Origin of the sequence: Microterricola gilva (assembly GCF_004217495.1) — a bacterium.
Lineage (GTDB): Bacteria > Actinomycetota > Actinomycetes > Actinomycetales > Microbacteriaceae > Microterricola > Microterricola gilva.
This window is the reverse complement of sequence record NZ_SHLC01000001.1, coordinates 1,187,207-1,202,380: the sequence shown is the minus strand read 5'-3', so window position 1 is coordinate 1,202,380 and position 15,174 is coordinate 1,187,207. Positions and strand designations below refer to the sequence as shown.

Genomic DNA, 15,174 nt, shown 5'->3' with positions numbered 1-15,174 from the left:
CGATGCGCCTAGTACCAGCCGGCGTCCTCCGAGTGGGCCCATGCGCCGCAGGGTGTGCCGTAGCGGCCGCCGATGTATCCGAGTCCCCACTCGATCTGCGTGCCGGCGTTCGTCTCCCAGTCCGATCCTGCCGAGCTCATCTTGGAGCCGGGCAGCGATTGCGGGATGCCGTATGCGCCGCTGGACGCGTTGTACGCGTTCACGCGCCAACCGGATTCGCGGCTCCACAGGGCGACCAGGCAATCGAACTCGCCCGAGCCCCATCCCCGCGCCGCGACGGCGTCCTGCGCGTATGCCTGAGCGGACCCAGGGTCGGGGGAAATGGCCGGAGGCGCCCACCCTGAGCTGGATGCGGTCTCGACGACAGGGGGCGGCGGCGGTGCGGGAGCCTCTGCCGAATAGCTGTCGTGCACGATGGTCGTCTCGTACTCACCTGCGACGGAGACGGCCTGCGCCGGCTGGCCGCCGAAGCGATCGCCGACCTGGAAATACGGTGACGCGACGGCGCCGGAGTACGGGTCGACGATGTTGACCAGCACGAAGGCGGCCGCCGCGGTGAACGCGAAGGTGAACAGCGCTACACGGCCGCGGGAGCGGGGTCTGCGGTACGGCACCGCGACCGCAACAGCGGTGCGAACGGGCTCGATGGTTCCGGAATGTCTACCCACGATTCCTCGATGCTATCGGAGAACCGCAGAGCGGAGCGGGAGCGATCACGGTGTGGCTCAGCGAACGGCTAGCATCACGTCGACGACGGCGTCGAGAACGATGTCGACCTGCACCTCGCGGTACCCGCCGCGCTGCGGGCGGAACACGACGGTGCGAACATCGTCGACCGTGATCGGCGTGCCCTTCTCGAAGTACGAAGCCAGGCGGCCCGTGAAGCGGTCGACATCGTCGACGCTGTAGCCGGTGGTCAGGAAGCTCACTCGCTGGAAGCGGTGCTTGGCCGGGCGGGCAATCCTGTTCAGGATCTCCTGGGCGCTGGCGCGGGCCTCCTGGAACCAGGCGGCGTCACCCATCGACTGGGCGGCCTGGTCCCGCTCACGGGCGGCGAAGGCGTCCTCGAGGCGCTCGAGGGCGGCGTCGACGTGTGCGGTCGAGTAGCCGTTCTTCTGCATGCCGAAGGCGGTGCGACGGATGCCGTCGGCGGTCAGAACCGTGCCGGCCGGGGCGGTGCCGTCATACACGGCACGTGCTGTGCGCAGAAACTCCTCGACCTGTTCGATCTTGTAGCCGAGTTTCGGGCGGCGTGCCCGGGGAAAGGTCGTACTCACCGATCTCTTCTCCTCAATCTGTGCGCCGGTTCGGCGTCTGTGTGGGCTGCGGGGCAGCGGTCGGTCATCACGCGAAAATCAGGTAGAACACGAAGGCGACGGCCGCCGACGGCAGGATCGAGTCCAGCCGGTCGAGGAAGCCGCCGTGCCCGGGAAGCCATGAGCTCATGTCCTTGATGCCGATATCGCGCTTGATCAGCGATTCGGCGAGATCGCCGAGCGTCGCGCTGAGCAGGATGGCGACACCGAAGATGAGCCCGAACCACCACGGCTGATCGAGCATGAAGAGTCCGAGCAGCACACCGGCGACGGTCGTCGCGACGGCGGCTCCGGCGAAACCCTCCCAGGTCTTCTTCGGGCTGATGACCGGTGCCATCGGGTGCTTGCCGAACATCAGTCCGCTCGCGTAGGCGCCGGTGTCGGCAGCGATCACCACGATCAGGAAGGCGAGGGTCCACCATTCGCCGCCGTCTTGGCCGACGAGCACAACGGCGAAGCTGGCGAGGAAGGTGACGTAGATCTGCACGAACACCGATGCGCCCAGATCGGGCAACACGGCAGACGCCGGGGTGCGCACGGTGGCGTTGGCCTGCTCCGCCAGCCTCCAGAGCACGACGAAGAGCGTGCCGAGGAGGATCGACAGCCACTGGCCGGCCGCTCCCCCGTAGAACGCCGCGGGCACGACAGCGACGGCCGCGATGACCGTCGGAACGCGCGGGACGCGGAAACCGCCGAGGCGCAGTGCCGAGGCGAACTCGTAGCTGGCGAAGAGCACGAGCACCGCCGCGAAGATCATGAAGATCTCTTTGATCACGATCAGACTGAACAGCGTGACCGCGCCGAGCGCGAGTCCGATGAGGATCGCCAGCACGAGGTTGCGGCCGGTGCGCGCCTTGATGCGCTCGTTCGTGGCATCCAGATGCGCCCGCGCCTCGTCGAAACCTCGCTCGATGTCGGCCTTCGTGGCGTGCGCCTGCGCGCGCAGCTCGGCCTTGGTGGCCTTCATCTGCGCGCGCAACTCGGCTTTCGCCCCTCGACCCTGTGTGCCGCCATCAGGCGTCGGGTCGGCATCCGGAACTTTCTGCATGAGAAGCCCCTAGACCTCGAGCAGCTCGGCTTCCTTGCGCTTCAGAGCGTCGTCGATCGCGTCGACGTGGCTCTTCGTCACGGCCTCGAGCTCCTTCTCGCCGCGTGCGACCTCGTCGTCTCCGACCTCGCTCTTCAGCGCGTCGAGCTCGTCCTTGGCCTTGCGGCGGATGTTGCGCACGGCGACCTTGGCGTCTTCTGCCTTGGTGCGCACGATCTTGACGAACTCCTTGCGGCGTTCCTCGGTCAGCTCGGGAAGCGTCACCCGGATGACGTTGCCGTCGTTGGAGGGGTTGGCTCCGAGGTTCGGGGCGTTGCGCAGGGCCTGCTCGATGTCGCGCAGCGCGCCCTTGTCGTAGGGGGTCACGAGAAGCGTGCGGGCTTCGGGGTTCGCCAGGGAGGCCAGCTGCGCCAGCGGGGTCGGCGTTCCGTAGTAGTCGACCATGATCTTCTGGAAGAGCTGAGGGTTGGCACGCCCGGTACGGATGCCGGCGAAGTCGTCCTTGGCGACCTCAACGGCTTTGCTCATACGGGTGGCGGCATCGGACAGGGCATCCGCGATCACGGCGACTCCTTCAGGTAATGGTGGTTCAAGCTTAGTTGTTGTCAGTTGCTGACGATGGTGCCGAGCTCGGCACCGAGGATGGCGGCGGTGACGTTGCCATCCGGCGCCATTCCGAACACCTGCATCGGCATTCCGTTGTCCATGCACAGGCTGAACGCCGTCGAGTCGACCACCTTGAGACCGCTCTGCAGCGCCTCCTGGTAGGTGATGCGGTCGATCTTGTGCGCGTCGGGGTTCGTGCGGGGGTCGTCGGAGTAGACGCCGTCGACACCGTTCTTGGCCACGAGCACGATCTCGGCGTCGATCTCGAGTGCACGCTGGGCGGCCACGGTGTCGGTCGAGAAGTAGGGCAGACCGGCGCCGGCGCCGAAGATGACGACGCGGCCCTTCTCGAGGTGACGCTCCGCGCGACGCGGGATGTACTGCTCGGCGACCTGGGTCATCGAGATCGCGGACTGGACGCGGGTCTCGGCGCCGGCCTGCTCCAGGAAGTCCTGCAGCGCCAGGGCGTTCATGACGGTTCCGAGCATGCCCATGTAGTCGGCGCGTCCACGGTCCATGCCGCGCTGCGAGAGCTCCGCACCGCGGAAGAAGTTTCCACCACCGACGACGATGGCGATCTCGACGGATTTCGCGGCCTCGGCGATCTCACGGGCCAGTCCGCTGACGACATCCGGGTTCACACCCAGTGCACCGCCGCCGAACGCCTCACCCGAGAGCTTGAGAAGGACCCTGCGCCTTTTTTCCGTCGTAGTCATTCGAGTGGATCCTTCCAGAGGTGTTTTTCTAAAACTTAGTGTGTAGCGCTGTGCCAGTGCACAGAAAAGGAGTCCGGATCACGATGTGATCCGGACTCCTCCATGGCGTACTAGGCGCCGGCCTTGAAACGGGCGAAGCCCGTGATGTTCAGACCGGAGTCCTCGACGACCTTCTTGACCTGGATCTTGCTGTCGCGAGCGTAGTCCTGCTCGAGAAGCGCGACCTGCTTGAAGAACGCGGTGAGGCGGCCTTCAACGATCTTGGGCAGAGCCGCCTCCGGCTTGCCTTCGTTGCGGCTGATCTCGGTGACGATCTCGCGCTCCTTCTCGACGATGTCGGTCGGAACCTCGTCGCGAGTCAGGTACTGCGGGTCGAACATCGCGATGTGCTGAGCGATCGCACGAGCGGTCTCGGCGTCGTCACCGCTGTAGGAGACGACAACACCGATCTGCGGCGGCAGGTCCTTGGACGTGCGGTGCAGGTAGACGGCAACGGCGTCGCCGGTGAGGGCTGCGACGCGGCGCAGCTCCACCTTCTCGCCGAGGGTTGCGGCCTGCTGGTCGATCAGGTCGGCAACGGTGGAGCCGTCGACCGGGGCCGCGAGGCCCTCTTCGACGGTCGTCGCGCCCGCGGCTGCAACAGCCTCGAGAACCTGCTCGGACAGAGCGATGAACTTGTCGTTCTTGGCAACGAAGTCGGTCTCGCATGCGAGCTCGATCATCGTGACGGCGCCCGGCGTCTCCTTGACGGCGATGAGGCCCTCGCTGGTGGAGCGGTCGGCACGCTTGGCGTTGCCCTTGGCACCCTTGAGACGCAGGATCTCGGTCGCCTTCGCGACGTCGCCCTCTGCCTCAACCAGAGCGTTCTTGGTGTCGGTCATGCCGGTACCGAGCTGCTCGCGCAGCGCCTTCAGGTCGGCAATGTTGAAGTTAGCCATCCGGAAATCCCTTACTTGGTCTCGGCGGCTGCGTCTTCTGCAGCAACCTCGGCGACGACAGCGGCAACTTCACCCTCGACGAAGTCGGCTTCGGCGGCGGCGAGTGCGACGTCGGCAACCTTCTCGGTCTCGGCGGAGGACTGCGCAGGAGTGGTCTCGTCAGCAGCGGTCTCGGAAGCCTGGAGAAGCTCGGCTTCCCACGCGGCGAGAGGCTCAACCTCTGCACCCTCTTCGGGCTTCTGGTGGCGCTGGATCAGGCCCTCGGCTGCTGCGTCGGCGATGATGCGCGTGAGCAGGCCAACGGAGCGGATGGCGTCGTCGTTGCCCGGGATCGGGTACTGAACTTCGTCCGGGTCGCAGTTGGTGTCGAGGATACCGATGACGGGGATGCCGAGCTTGCGCGCCTCGTCAATGGCGAGGTGCTCCTTCTTGGTGTCGACAACCCAGAGAGCCGAAGGCGTCTTGGTCAGGTTGCGGATACCGCCGAGCGACTTGTGCAGCTTGGCGAGCTCGCGCTTCTTGATCAGGAGTTCCTTCTTGGTGAAACCCTTGGTGGTGTCGTCGAAGTCGAGCTCCTCGAGCTCCTTCATACGAGCGAGGCGCTTGCTGACCGTCTGGAAGTTGGTGAGCAGACCGCCGAGCCAACGCTGGTTGACGTAGGGCTGGCCGACGCGCTGAGCCTGCTCGGCGATGGAGCCCTGAGCCTGCTTCTTGGTTCCGACGAAGAGGATGGTGCCACCGTGGGCAACCGTCTCCTTGACGTAGTCGTAGGTGCGGTCGATGTAGGTGAGCGACTGCTGGAGGTCGATGATGTGGCTGCCCGAACGCTCCGTGAGGATGAAGCGCTTCATCTTCGGGTTCCAACGGCGGGTCTGGTGCCCGAAGTGCACGCCGCTGTCGAGCAGCTGGCGAATGGTTACGACGGCCATGTGGCGGTCTCCTTGTTCTCGGTTTCAGCGATGATCGGTTGATCACCACTCCTGGTGCCCAGCACACGACCGACCCGCTTCTCACGAAGTAAGGACCGAAGGGAAGTGTTGCCTGATGGGCACGCGTAGTCAGTGCACACAGCACTGCTCACGAAAGTCTAACAGCTCCGCGCCTCATCGATTGCAGCACGGCTGTTGTGCACATCGTGCAGACGCGGCGCGGTTCTCCACCGTTCTCGAGCGGCCCTCCACCGGCCGCGCGCCCGCTGGAACGCTGAAGGCATGACAACGTTCGGCTTCCGCCTGCTGCTCCGGCCGCTCTGTGCTGTTGCCGCCGTGCTGGCGCTGCTGGCTGGGACCGTCGCGAGCAGCGCTGCGGAGACCGGCATAGTGGATACCGGCACGGTGGATGCCGGCAGCGACTGGAGCTGGCCGGTGGCGGCGCCGCGCGCCGTGCTGCGCCCGTTCGAGGCGCCGGCCACCCGCTACAGCGCCGGCCACCGCGGCATCGACATCGAGGCCGACGCCGGCGCAGAGGTGTTCGCGCCTGCCGACGGCATTGTGCACTTCTCAGGACGCGTCATTGATCGCTCCGTGCTCTCGATCAGGCACGGCGGCGATCTGCTGAGCTCCTACGAACCGATCGACAGCTCGCTCGCCGCCGGCGACCCGGTTGTGCGGGGGCAGCCCATCGGCGTCGTCGCGCACGGCGGGCATTGCGACGGCGGCTGCATGCACCTCGGGGTGCGTCTGCACGGCGAGTACGTGTCGCCGATGCTGCTCTTCGGCGGTATCCCCCGCGCCGTGCTGTTGCCGCTCGGCTGAGCAGAGCCGCTCAGACAGAGCCGCTCAGGCAGAGCCGCTCAGGCCCGTGGGTGGGCGGTGCGGTAGCTCTCCTTGAGGCGTTCCGTCGAGACGTGGGTGTAGATCTGCGTCGTGCCGAGGCTGGCGTGGCCGAGCAGCTCCTGCACCGCGCGCAGGTCCGCTCCCCCATCGAGCAGGTGGGTGGCGGCGGTGTGGCGGAGCGCGTGCGGACCGGACGGCCCGCCGCCCGGCATCTCGGCGAGGAGCCGAGCGACCAGCGAGTACACCGCCCGGGTGCCGAGCCGGCCGCCGCGTGCGCCGAGGAACAGCGCCGTCGTCGGCGCGGCCGCCCCGTGCCGCAGTAGCGCAGGACGCCCCGTTCGCAGATAGTCGCTCAGGGCGGAGAGGGCCGGAACGCCGAATGGCACGACCCGCTCCTTGCCGCCCTTGCCGACGACCCGCACGGTGAGCCTGTCCATGTCGATCGCCTCGACATCGAGTCCGACGAGCTCGGAGACTCGCAGCGCCGATGCGTAGAGCAGCTCGATCACGGCGATGTCGCGCAGCGCCTGCGGCCGCTCCTCGGGCGCCGCCGCTGCCGCTCGCGCGGCAAGCCCGCCCAGGATCTCGCTCATCTGAGTCTCGGCGACGACCCGTGGCAGGGCACGGCCGGGCTTGGGCGCCCGCAGCCGGATCCCCGGATCGTGCTCGGCCTCGCCGGTCCGCGCGAGCCAGGCCGTGAATCCGCGGGCCGATGCCGCGTGCCTGGCGATGCTCGCGCGGGCCAGTCCAGCCTCCGTCCCCTCCCACAGCCAGTCCCGCAGCAGCTCCAGATCGATGGCGTTCGCCTCCGTGATGCCCCGACTCTCGGCGAAGCCGGCGAGCGCACCGAGGTCGCGACGATAGGCCCGCTCGGTGTTGGGCGAGAAGCCCCGCTCGACGCGGAGGTAGATGGCGTATCGCTCGATCGCCGCATCGAAACCGGCGCTCACGCGACTCCGTCTGGCTTGCGCCCGAACGCCTCGAGCCGTTCGGCGGCGCTCAGCTGCTCCATCCGGCTGAGGAAGTCGGCGTCGAAGTGGGCGACGACGGGAGCGGGGGCAAGCGGGACGACGGAGTGCACGATGCGATCGGCGTAGACATGTACGAGGCTGAACGACTGGCCGCCGTCGACGCCCATGAGGTTACGATCGGGCGCCGCGACATCCATCGTGTAGCAGGTGGCCGGTGCGACCGAGACCGGTATGCCCGCGAAGAGGCTGGTACTCGCGTAGTGCAGGTGGCCGCCCAGGATGGCCCGAATGTCGCTGCCATCGATGACGGCGGCCAACTCCTGCTGTTGTTGCAGCTCGAGGATGGTCATCGCGGCGAGCGGAGTCGGAATCGGCGGGTGGTGCAGGGCGAGGAGGCTCCCGTGTGGCGCGGGCGTGCTGAGAACCTCGGCAAGCCACTCCAGCTGTGCTCGCGTGATCTCGCCGTGGTGATAGCCGGGAACCGTGCTGTCGATGGTGATGATGCGGAGGCCCCGCACCATGTCAACGCGGTCGATGGGATCGGTGTCCGGAGCACTCTCTGAAGCACTGTCGAGCAGCTCGCGTCGGAATCGCGCCCGCTCGTCGTGGTTTCCCATCACCCAGACCAGCGTCGCCCCGAGCTCCTCCGCGACGGGCTCAACGAGGCCGCGCACCCGCCGATAGGCGTCCTCCTCGGCGAGGTCGGCGATGTCGCCGGTGAAGACCATGGCGTCCAGCCGCACGCCGAGTGACCGCAGCCGCTGCAGCGCGCGTGCAACGGTCGCATCCGTGTCAACCGTGCCGTACAGGGCACGAACCCGGCCTTCGGGGTCGGCTCCGAGGAAGTGGGTGTCGCTGAGGTGCGCGATCACATAGTCAGCTGGCGGGTACTGTCCGAGGCTGCCGGTCATGAATTCTCCTTCGACGCACCAACACTACGACCGCGCTCGGACACCGTGCTGCCGGCCACGACGGGCGGCCGCGCTCAGACGGCCTGCGCTCGCGACTCGGCGAGGGAGAGCTCAAGCAGTTCGCGCAACGCGCTGCGGTCCACGCCCGTCAGTCGCGTGAGGTACAGGCAGACCGTGCTCGCACGGTGCTTGCCGAGTCTGGCCATGAGATCGGGCCAGCGTTCCGCGAAGTCGTTCGCGAGGTAGATCGTGTGCTTCGTTGGGCCAGGCGCGAAGGCGAGGAGCGGGGAACGGCCGCCGCGCCCGCTCTCGTAGCGGTACTCGTATTCGCCGAATCCGATGATGCGGCCGGCCCAGACGACCGGCTCCTCGCCGCTGATCTCGCCGAGCAGTGCGAGCAGCTCATCGGCCTCCTCGCGCCTGGGGCCGGTCGCCCGGTCGAGCACGACCTCCACCGGCAGGTCTGACGGTGTCATCGCGGGGGTTTTCTCCGCCATCGGGTCTCCTTGCGATCATGCTGGGATTCCAGCGTACGTCGACGCCACAACCCTACTCAGACGCGACGCATCCAGCCACGCTCGCCGTTGCCGGCGCTGCCATCCAGTTCGAGCGCGCCGAGCACGGTGATCACCGCGAGCGGAGAGAGTCCGCTGCGCACGGCGATGTCGTTCACCTCCCTACCGCTCCGCGTGCTGAGCGCGTCGAGCACCCGCAGCTGATCCGGGTTCGCCGCATCAGCACCACCCGCTCGTGACGCATCGATCTCGCCGGCGGCATCCGCGTAGACATCGACCAGCTCCGCCATCTCGGCGGCATTCGTGACGCAGCGGGCATCGAAGTCGCGCAGCAGCCGGTGGCACCCCGCGGATGCCGGGCTCGTCACCGGCCCCGGCACTGCTCCAAGCGGCCGGCCCGCCGCTGCGGCGTGGCCCGCGGTGTTCAGCGATCCGGAGCGGTGCCCGGCCTCAAGCACCACGGTGGCCTGGCTGGACGTTGCGATCAGGCGGTTGCGTTGCAGAAACCGCCAGCGCGTCGGTGCTGCGCCGCACGGGAGCTCGGAGATGACCGCACCGGTCTCGACGATGCGCGTGAGCAGCGCGTCGTGCCCGCTCGGGTAGAAGCGGTCGAGGCCACCGGCCAGGAACGCCACGGTCACGCCGTCGCTGGCGAGAGCCGATCTGTGAACCATTCCGTCGATTCCATAGGCCGCTCCAGAGACGATGGCGAATCCACGATCGACGAGCCCTGCCGATGCCTCCATCGCGACGTGCTCGCCGTAGCCGGTCGCGGCTCGCGCGCCGACCAGCGCGATGGAACGGGCCATGGCCGGCATCGACTCCTCCCGGCCACGCCACCACAGGGCGAGCGGGGCGTGCACACCCAGATCGTCGACGCCTGGCGGCCACTCGGCGTCGCCGGGGACGGCGAGGCGACAGCCGATGCGCGCCGCACTCTGCAGCGCGCGCACGGCCGCTGCGGAGTTCGTGCGCGGGCGCCAGCGGGCCAGCGCCGCGCTGATCTCGTGCGCGAGCGCGTCGCGGCCTGCGCGTGCCGCGGGATCGACGGCCTCGGCGATGCGTGCCGTCGGCCAGTTGTCGATGAGGGCGCCCAGCGCCGTCGCCGCGCCGAGGGCGGTGACGAGGAGGCCGGCACCTCGATCGCCGGGTTCGGCGATGCCCGTCCAGGCTGCGCGGGCGAAGAGCTCGGCGGCGTCGCTCAACGAGGATGACCCAGCGGCCCCCGCCCGGAGCGGGGCGATCAGCGCGCGCAGCTCCCGCTCGTTCAGTCCGAATTCGGCCATCTCAGATTCCCCTCCTCAGGTACAGCGCCTGCGCGATGTGTTCTGCCGTCGGCATGACCGAGCCCTCGATATCGGCGATCGACCACGCGACGCGCAGCACGCGGTCGTAGCCGCGCATCGTCACGCCGCCGCGTTCGAGCGCCCGGTCGAGCGCGGTCATCGCCTGAAGGGATGGCCTGCGTTCTCGTGCGCGCAACCACTCCCCCGGAACCTCGTTGTTCAGGCGCCATGGCGTGCCGCCGAGCCGCTCGGACGACGTCGCCCGTGCCCGCTCGACGGCGCTGCGGGCGCTCGCGCTGTCGATCGATGTCCCGTCTGCGTCCCCGGCGCGCTGCTGCGCGACGCGAAGGTGTGCGGCGGTGACGCGCTGCACACGCAACTGGATGTCGACGCGGTCAAGCAGCGGACCGGACAAGCGTGCGAGATAGCGTCTGCGGGCGTTCGGCGGGCAGGAACAGTCGCCGCCCTCGACGCCGAACTGCCCGCACGGGCACGGGTTGGCCGCGAGCAGCAGCTGGAACCTGGCCGGAAAGTGTGCGACGGCATTGGCCCGGTGGATGCTGATCATGCCGGTCTCCAGCGGCTGCCGCAGAGCATCGAGCACGACCGTCTGGAACTCCGGTGCCTCGTCGAGGAACAGGACTCCGTGCGCGGCCCGCACGGCAGCACCAGGACGGATCACGCCGGAGCCGCCGCCGACCATCGCCGCTGCCGTTGCTGTGTGATGCGGGCTCTCGATGGGCGGTCGGTTGCTGAGCGCGACGCCGACGGTGAGCCCGCTGAGCGAACGGATGCTGCTCACCTCCAGCGCCGCCTCCTCATCAAGATCCGGCAACAGCCCCGGCAGCCGGTCGGCCAACATCGTCTTCCCCGCACCGGGCGGGCCGAGCAGGAATGCATGGTGCCCGCCGACCGCCGCCACCTGCAGCGCGAACACGGCCGCATCCTGGCCGACCACGTCGGCGATGTCCGGATGATGCCTCGGCCCATCGTCATGCTGGCCTGGCGGTCCGGGGATCGGATCGATCGGAACGGCATCGAAGCTGCCGCCGTGCCAGATCGCGGCATCCCGCAGGCCGGCCACGCCGATCACCCGCACCCCGGGAACGAGCGCGGCCTCCGCCACATTCGCGCTCGGCACCATGACCGTGTCGAAGCCGGCGCGGTAGGCGGCGATGACGGCAGGCAGCACACCCGCGACCGGGCGCAACCGCCCGTCCAACGCAAGCTCGCCGATGTGCACGACGCGTTCGACTGACGAGCCGTCGACGTCGCCTGCTGCCGCCAGGCAGGCCACGGCGATCGCGAGGTCGAAGCCGCTGCCGTGTTTGGGGAGGGAGGCCGGAGACAGGTTCACGGTGATGGCATTGGCCGACAGCGGGATGCCGGAGTTCGTCGCTGCCGCCCTGACGCGGTGCGTCGCCTGCTGCAGCGCCGTGTCCGGCAGGCCGATCAACACGATCTTCGGCAGCTGTGCCGAGATGTCCGCCTCGACCTCGACGATGGCGCCGCTCAGGCCGAGCAGCGCGACGGCCCGCGTGCGACCGACGACCCTCATGCGTGCACGCCCTCGAGGTGCTCGATCCGCGGGACCTCGCCGCGCGGCGCCAGAATCCCGATGACGTCGAGCCGCACGACCCCGCGCGCCTGCGGACGCGCTGCACACCAGAGCCGGGCGAGCACGTGCATCCGCCGCAGCTTGGCCACGGTGATGGCCTCGAATGGATGGCCGAAGGCCGCGCTCGTGCGGGTCTTCACCTCGACGAAGACGAGCACGCCGTCCCTGGAGGCCACGACGTCGATCTCACCGTGCCTGCAGCGCCAATTGCGCTCGAGCACCCGGTAGCCCTGTTCCTCCAGATAGCGCACGGCCTGTTGCTCGCCGAATCGCCCCAGACGCTGGCTCGAGCGTTCAGTCGTCGACCGCCTCGGATCAGCCATGGAACACCTCCACGGCCAACCATGACGTTACAGAGGCGCGCCGAACCGGGCGCGTCCGCCCCTGTGGATGGTGCCGACCGAAACGGTGGCTGTGCACAACAGGCGATGCGCCGCGATGGCTCGCAGCGGGTGCGGGCTACTCGTCGAGCGCGAGTTCCTTGGGCAGCTCGAACTCCTTGGTCGCGAGTTCCTCGATGTTGACGTCCTTGAACGTCAGAACGCGCACCGCCTTGACGAAGCGGTCAGAGCGGTAGACGTCCCACACCCAGACGTCCTTCATCGTCAGCTCGAAGTAGAAGTCGTGCTCGGTGTCCCGGCGAACGAGGTCGACCTCATTGGCCAGGTAAAAGCGTCGTTCCGTCTCGACGACGTACTGGAACTGCGCCACAATATCGCGATACTCGCGGTAGAGCGCCAGCTCGACCTCGCGGTCGTAGTCCTCGAATTCGTCTTCATCCATGGTGCTTCAATCCTAGCCCGCGCCGCACGCCGGGAGCGCATCCACGGCACCTGCGCATCGGAGGCTCACGGCGCCTCGCTCTTGATCCAGCTCACTCGGTGCACCGGCGTCGCGCCGTGCTCGGCGATCGCCGCCATGTGTGCGGGGCTGCCGTAGCCCTTGTTGCCCGCCCAGCCGTAGTGCGGGTACTCGTCGTGCAACTGAATCATCATCCGGTCGCGGTGCACCTTGGCGATCACGGATGCCGCGGCGACCGATGCGCAGTCCCTGTCGGCCTTCACCCGCGTCTGCACGGGCAGCGGCGAGCCGAGCGCCGGGTTCAGCCAGTCCTGCGAGCCGTCGAGCAGCACCGTGCTCGCCGCGATGTCCGCACCGCTCGCGTGCAGGGCGAGCAGGGCGCGTTTGCCCGCGAGACCGAGGCAGGCGGTGATGCCGAGCGCGTCGACCTCTGCGGCCGACGCCTCGCCGACCGCTGAGTGCAGCACCCAGTCGGCGGCAAGCGGCGCCAGCGCCTCGCGCCGCTTCTCGCTCAGCAGCTTGGAGTCGCGCAGGCCGGCGGGGATGCCGCCGATCCGCGCGTCGACGATCGCCATGCCGACGGCGACGGGTCCGGCCATGGCACCGCGCCCGACCTCGTCGCAGCCGATCACGTAGCGGACGCCGCTGGCGAAGAGGGCGTTCTCGACATCCAGGCTCGGATCGGAGACGGCCACCTACTCGCCGCTCTCTGGAACGCCGGCGAAGACGCCGGGGTAGTTGTCGAGCCACGCCCAGTGCGACAGCGGCCAGCTCACCACGAAGGCACGGCCGACGACGTTGTCGATCGGCACGAAGCCCTTGCCAGGGGTGTCGCCGTTGTAGCGGGAGTCCTTGGAGTTGTACCGGTTGTCGCCCATCACCCAGAGTGAGTCGGCCGGAACGGTCGTTTCGAAGTCATCGCGCGAGACGCGGGTGTCGCCGACCGGCAACGTCACATAGGGGCTCTCGTCGAGCGGAACACCGTTCACGCTCATCTGGCCGAGGGCGTTGCAGCAGACGATGTGGTCGCCAGGCAGGCCGATGACGCGCTTGATGAGGTGGTCGTTGCTGTCCGGCGCCGAGAGCCCGACGACCGAGAGCAGCCAGTCGACGCTGGCCACGATCGGGTTCTGCTCGATCGGCGCGGCCGGCGGCAGCCACCCGCCCGGGTCGCGGAAGACGACGACGTCGCCGCGCTCGATCGGCACGAGCTCAGGGACGAGCTGATTGACGATGATGCGGTCGTGCACCTGGAGCGTCTCGCGCATCGATTCGGACGGAATGAAGAACGACCGGATCAGGAAGGTCTTGACGACGAAGGAGACGACGATCGCGATCACGAAGATGATGAGCAGATCGCGCAGGAACAAGAGGAACCCACGCTTGCGCGCGCTTCGACGGGTCGGCTTGCGGTCGCGGCGCAGCTCCTGGTCGATATCAGTCATTGCCGCCCGTTGTCGAAGATGTTGTGGTCATTACGAGTGTTCGCCCGTTAAAGAGCTTGAGCCCCCCGCCCCAGTCTAGGGGTGGGGAGCTCAAGCAGAGAGGTGCGAGACGTCTTAGAAGTCGCGCTTCTCCTTGATCTTCGCCTTCTTGCCGCGAAGCTCGCGGAGGTAGTAGAGCTTGGCGCGACGCACGTCACCGCGGGTCACGACCTCGATCCGCTCGATGACCGGGGAGTGCACCGGGAAGGTACGCTCGACGCCGACCTGGAAGCTGATCTTGCGAACCGCGAAGGTTTCGCGCACACCGTCGCCGGAGCGGCCGATAACGACGCCCTGGAAGATCTGAACACGCGAGCGCGTGCCTTCGATGATGTTGACGTGCACCTTGACGGTGTCACCGGCGCGGAAGTCGGGGATGTCCGACTTGAGGGATGCTGCATCGACTGCGTCGAGGATCTGCATGATGTTCGCTCTCTGTGCCCGCCACCGGTCGAACACTGAATAGTTTTCGGTAAGAAATTGTGTTGCTGCTCGCTCACACTCGAGAGTGTGTCGCTGGCTCCCCGGAGGCAGGGCCGTGTTGCAGCACAATCGTCAATTGTGCCACGACATGGCGGTGTGCAGCAAAACGAGGGGCGTGCGGATGCCGCAGCTCACCTCAGTCGCGCACCTCGTGGATGATGATCACATCAGGGTCGTCGCCCGGCCGCCGGGTCGAGCCCGTCGAACCCTGGCCGGGTGCGCGCGGCGGAACGCCCGGCCCCTGGCCGGGCGGCTGCGCCGCCTGCTCGAATGCGTCCATCGTCTCGCGCATGCTGCGGGCACTGTCGGTGAGGAGCTCCCAGAGGGTCAGCCAGAATGCGACGATCGCGGTGAGCACGGCGAGAACGACGAAGAACGTCGTCGACGGCCCGAAGAATCCGAGCCCGATCACCGCGCCGTGCAGCACGAGGTAGAGCAGCACGTCCTTCCACGAGACCATCCTGGTCTGCCGGACGAGCGGCCGCGCGTAGACGATCAGGGCGATCACCAGGAGTGCGATGAAGACGATGGGCGCGGTCACGAGCAGGCCGACGAATCCCCAGCCGCTGCCGCCGAAGAGCCCCCAGCCGATGAAGAGCCACGCCGGCAGCACGAACGCCGCGAGGAACTGCCAATAGAAGAAGGCCCTGCGGATGACGTCGAAGCCTGTTTTCACCTGCCAAGCGTAACAAGAGAGAATAGGAGT

General features: G+C 67.9%; 19 protein-coding genes. 1 reads left to right on the top strand and 18 read right to left on the bottom strand.

Translation table 11 applies throughout. From position 1 onward, the window contains the following. Window positions 1-8 precede the first annotated feature (8 nt). The 7 genes from EV379_RS05425 to rpsB all read right to left on the bottom strand — a co-directional run bounded on the left by EV379_RS05425 (window position 9) and on the right by rpsB (window position 5,553). Window positions 9-668, bottom strand: coding sequence for an aggregation-promoting factor C-terminal-like domain-containing protein (locus EV379_RS05425; protein WP_242616256.1), 660 nt, complete (start codon window positions 666-668; stop codon window positions 9-11). A gap of 57 nt (window positions 669-725) precedes the next feature. Further along, window positions 726-1,277: a DivIVA domain-containing protein gene (locus EV379_RS05420; RefSeq protein WP_130505232.1), complete on the bottom strand. Its 552-nt coding sequence runs from the start codon at window positions 1,275-1,277 to the stop codon at window positions 726-728. A 67-nt stretch (window positions 1,278-1,344) separates the two neighbouring features. Then, the gene (locus EV379_RS05415; RefSeq protein ID WP_207226199.1) at window positions 1,345-2,364 is read right to left on the bottom strand and encodes a phosphatidate cytidylyltransferase; all 1,020 of its coding nucleotides are present in this window, start codon (window positions 2,362-2,364) and stop codon (window positions 1,345-1,347) included. Between the two features lie 9 nt (window positions 2,365-2,373). Further along, the gene (frr, locus tag EV379_RS05410; protein WP_130505231.1) at window positions 2,374-2,928 is read right to left on the bottom strand and encodes a ribosome recycling factor; all 555 of its coding nucleotides are present in this window, start codon (window positions 2,926-2,928) and stop codon (window positions 2,374-2,376) included. Window positions 2,929-2,969: 41 nt separating this feature from the next. After that, window positions 2,970-3,686: a UMP kinase gene (gene pyrH, locus EV379_RS05405; protein WP_130505230.1), complete on the bottom strand. Its 717-nt coding sequence runs from the start codon at window positions 3,684-3,686 to the stop codon at window positions 2,970-2,972. A gap of 110 nt (window positions 3,687-3,796) precedes the next feature. After that, window positions 3,797-4,624 carry a translation elongation factor Ts gene (tsf, locus tag EV379_RS05400; protein WP_130505229.1) on the bottom strand — a complete coding sequence of 276 codons (828 nt, stop codon included), beginning with the start codon at window positions 4,622-4,624 and terminating at the stop codon, window positions 3,797-3,799. 11 nt (window positions 4,625-4,635) lie between these two features. Continuing rightward, window positions 4,636-5,553, bottom strand: a complete 918-nt coding sequence (gene rpsB / locus EV379_RS05395) for a 30S ribosomal protein S2 (RefSeq protein ID WP_130505228.1) — start codon at window positions 5,551-5,553, stop codon at window positions 4,636-4,638. 282 nt (window positions 5,554-5,835) lie between these two features. Between rpsB and EV379_RS05390 the strand changes: the two genes are divergently transcribed. Beyond that, a complete protein-coding gene (locus EV379_RS05390; protein WP_130505227.1) occupies window positions 5,836-6,378 on the top strand; it encodes a M23 family metallopeptidase in 543 nt (180 codons plus the stop codon). Window positions 6,379-6,416: 38 nt separating this feature from the next. On the opposite strand, the gene EV379_RS05385 is transcribed toward EV379_RS05390, so the two are convergent. The 11 genes from EV379_RS05385 to EV379_RS05335 form a co-directional block, all read right to left on the bottom strand. Further along, on the bottom strand, window positions 6,417-7,349 hold the full coding sequence (locus tag EV379_RS05385; RefSeq protein WP_242616255.1) for a tyrosine recombinase XerC: 933 nt from the start codon (window positions 7,347-7,349) through the stop codon (window positions 6,417-6,419). Further along, window positions 7,346-8,281: a metallophosphoesterase gene (locus EV379_RS05380; protein ID WP_130505226.1), complete on the bottom strand. Its 936-nt coding sequence runs from the start codon at window positions 8,279-8,281 to the stop codon at window positions 7,346-7,348. The genes EV379_RS05385 and EV379_RS05380 overlap by 4 nt, the downstream gene beginning before the upstream one ends. A 74-nt stretch (window positions 8,282-8,355) precedes the next feature. Continuing rightward, complete coding sequence (locus tag EV379_RS05375) at window positions 8,356-8,778, bottom strand: DUF1801 domain-containing protein (RefSeq protein ID WP_130505225.1); 423 nt, start codon at window positions 8,776-8,778, stop codon at window positions 8,356-8,358. Window positions 8,779-8,834: 56 nt separating this feature from the next. Next, window positions 8,835-10,082 (bottom strand): DNA-processing protein DprA, encoded by a 1,248-nt coding sequence (gene dprA, locus EV379_RS05370; protein WP_130505224.1) that lies wholly within the window; start codon window positions 10,080-10,082, stop codon window positions 8,835-8,837. Between the two features lies 1 nt (window position 10,083). Then, complete coding sequence (locus EV379_RS05365) at window positions 10,084-11,640, bottom strand: YifB family Mg chelatase-like AAA ATPase (RefSeq protein WP_130505223.1); 1,557 nt, start codon at window positions 11,638-11,640, stop codon at window positions 10,084-10,086. Further along, window positions 11,637-12,023: a YraN family protein gene (locus EV379_RS05360; RefSeq protein ID WP_130505222.1), complete on the bottom strand. Its 387-nt coding sequence runs from the start codon at window positions 12,021-12,023 to the stop codon at window positions 11,637-11,639. Before EV379_RS05360 ends, EV379_RS05365 begins: the two co-directional genes overlap by 4 nt. Before the next feature lie 136 nt (window positions 12,024-12,159). Continuing rightward, window positions 12,160-12,483: a DUF2469 family protein gene (locus EV379_RS05355; protein ID WP_130505221.1), complete on the bottom strand. Its 324-nt coding sequence runs from the start codon at window positions 12,481-12,483 to the stop codon at window positions 12,160-12,162. 65 nt (window positions 12,484-12,548) lie between these two features. Then, complete coding sequence (locus EV379_RS05350) at window positions 12,549-13,196, bottom strand: ribonuclease HII (protein WP_130505220.1); 648 nt, start codon at window positions 13,194-13,196, stop codon at window positions 12,549-12,551. Then, complete coding sequence (gene lepB, locus EV379_RS05345) at window positions 13,197-13,946, bottom strand: signal peptidase I (protein WP_130505219.1); 750 nt, start codon at window positions 13,944-13,946, stop codon at window positions 13,197-13,199. Between the two features lie 114 nt (window positions 13,947-14,060). Beyond that, entirely contained in the window at window positions 14,061-14,408 is a 348-nt protein-coding gene (gene rplS / locus EV379_RS05340; protein ID WP_120255305.1) for a 50S ribosomal protein L19, read from the bottom strand. A gap of 196 nt (window positions 14,409-14,604) precedes the next feature. Continuing rightward, a complete protein-coding gene (locus EV379_RS05335) occupies window positions 14,605-15,144 on the bottom strand; it encodes a hypothetical protein (protein WP_130505218.1) in 540 nt (179 codons plus the stop codon). Window positions 15,145-15,174 lie beyond the last annotated feature (30 nt).

Excerpts from the sequence above, each read along its gene's own strand:
- EV379_RS05355 (WP_130505221.1), bottom strand. The coding sequence starts at position 12,483 with ATGGATGAAGACGAATTCGAGGACTACGACCGCGAGGTCGAGCTGGCG.
- EV379_RS05360 (WP_130505222.1), bottom strand. The coding sequence starts at position 12,023 with ATGGCTGATCCGAGGCGGTCGACGACTGAACGCTCGAGCCAGCGTCTG.
- EV379_RS05380 (WP_130505226.1), bottom strand. The coding sequence starts at position 8,281 with ATGACCGGCAGCCTCGGACAGTACCCGCCAGCTGACTATGTGATCGCG.
- tsf (WP_130505229.1), bottom strand. The coding sequence starts at position 4,624 with ATGGCTAACTTCAACATTGCCGACCTGAAGGCGCTGCGCGAGCAGCTC.
- pyrH (WP_130505230.1), bottom strand. The coding sequence starts at position 3,686 with ATGACTACGACGGAAAAAAGGCGCAGGGTCCTTCTCAAGCTCTCGGGT.
- rplS (WP_120255305.1), bottom strand. The coding sequence starts at position 14,408 with ATGCAGATCCTCGACGCAGTCGATGCAGCATCCCTCAAGTCGGACATC.
- EV379_RS05415 (WP_207226199.1), bottom strand. The coding sequence starts at position 2,364 with ATGCAGAAAGTTCCGGATGCCGACCCGACGCCTGATGGCGGCACACAG.
- EV379_RS05365 (WP_130505223.1), bottom strand. The coding sequence starts at position 11,640 with ATGAGGGTCGTCGGTCGCACGCGGGCCGTCGCGCTGCTCGGCCTGAGC.
- lepB (WP_130505219.1), bottom strand. The coding sequence starts at position 13,946 with ATGACTGATATCGACCAGGAGCTGCGCCGCGACCGCAAGCCGACCCGT.
- EV379_RS05375 (WP_130505225.1), bottom strand. The coding sequence starts at position 8,778 with ATGGCGGAGAAAACCCCCGCGATGACACCGTCAGACCTGCCGGTGGAG.
- dprA (WP_130505224.1), bottom strand. The coding sequence starts at position 10,082 with ATGGCCGAATTCGGACTGAACGAGCGGGAGCTGCGCGCGCTGATCGCC.
- rpsB (WP_130505228.1), bottom strand. The coding sequence starts at position 5,553 with ATGGCCGTCGTAACCATTCGCCAGCTGCTCGACAGCGGCGTGCACTTC.
- EV379_RS05390 (WP_130505227.1), top strand. The coding sequence starts at position 5,836 with ATGACAACGTTCGGCTTCCGCCTGCTGCTCCGGCCGCTCTGTGCTGTT.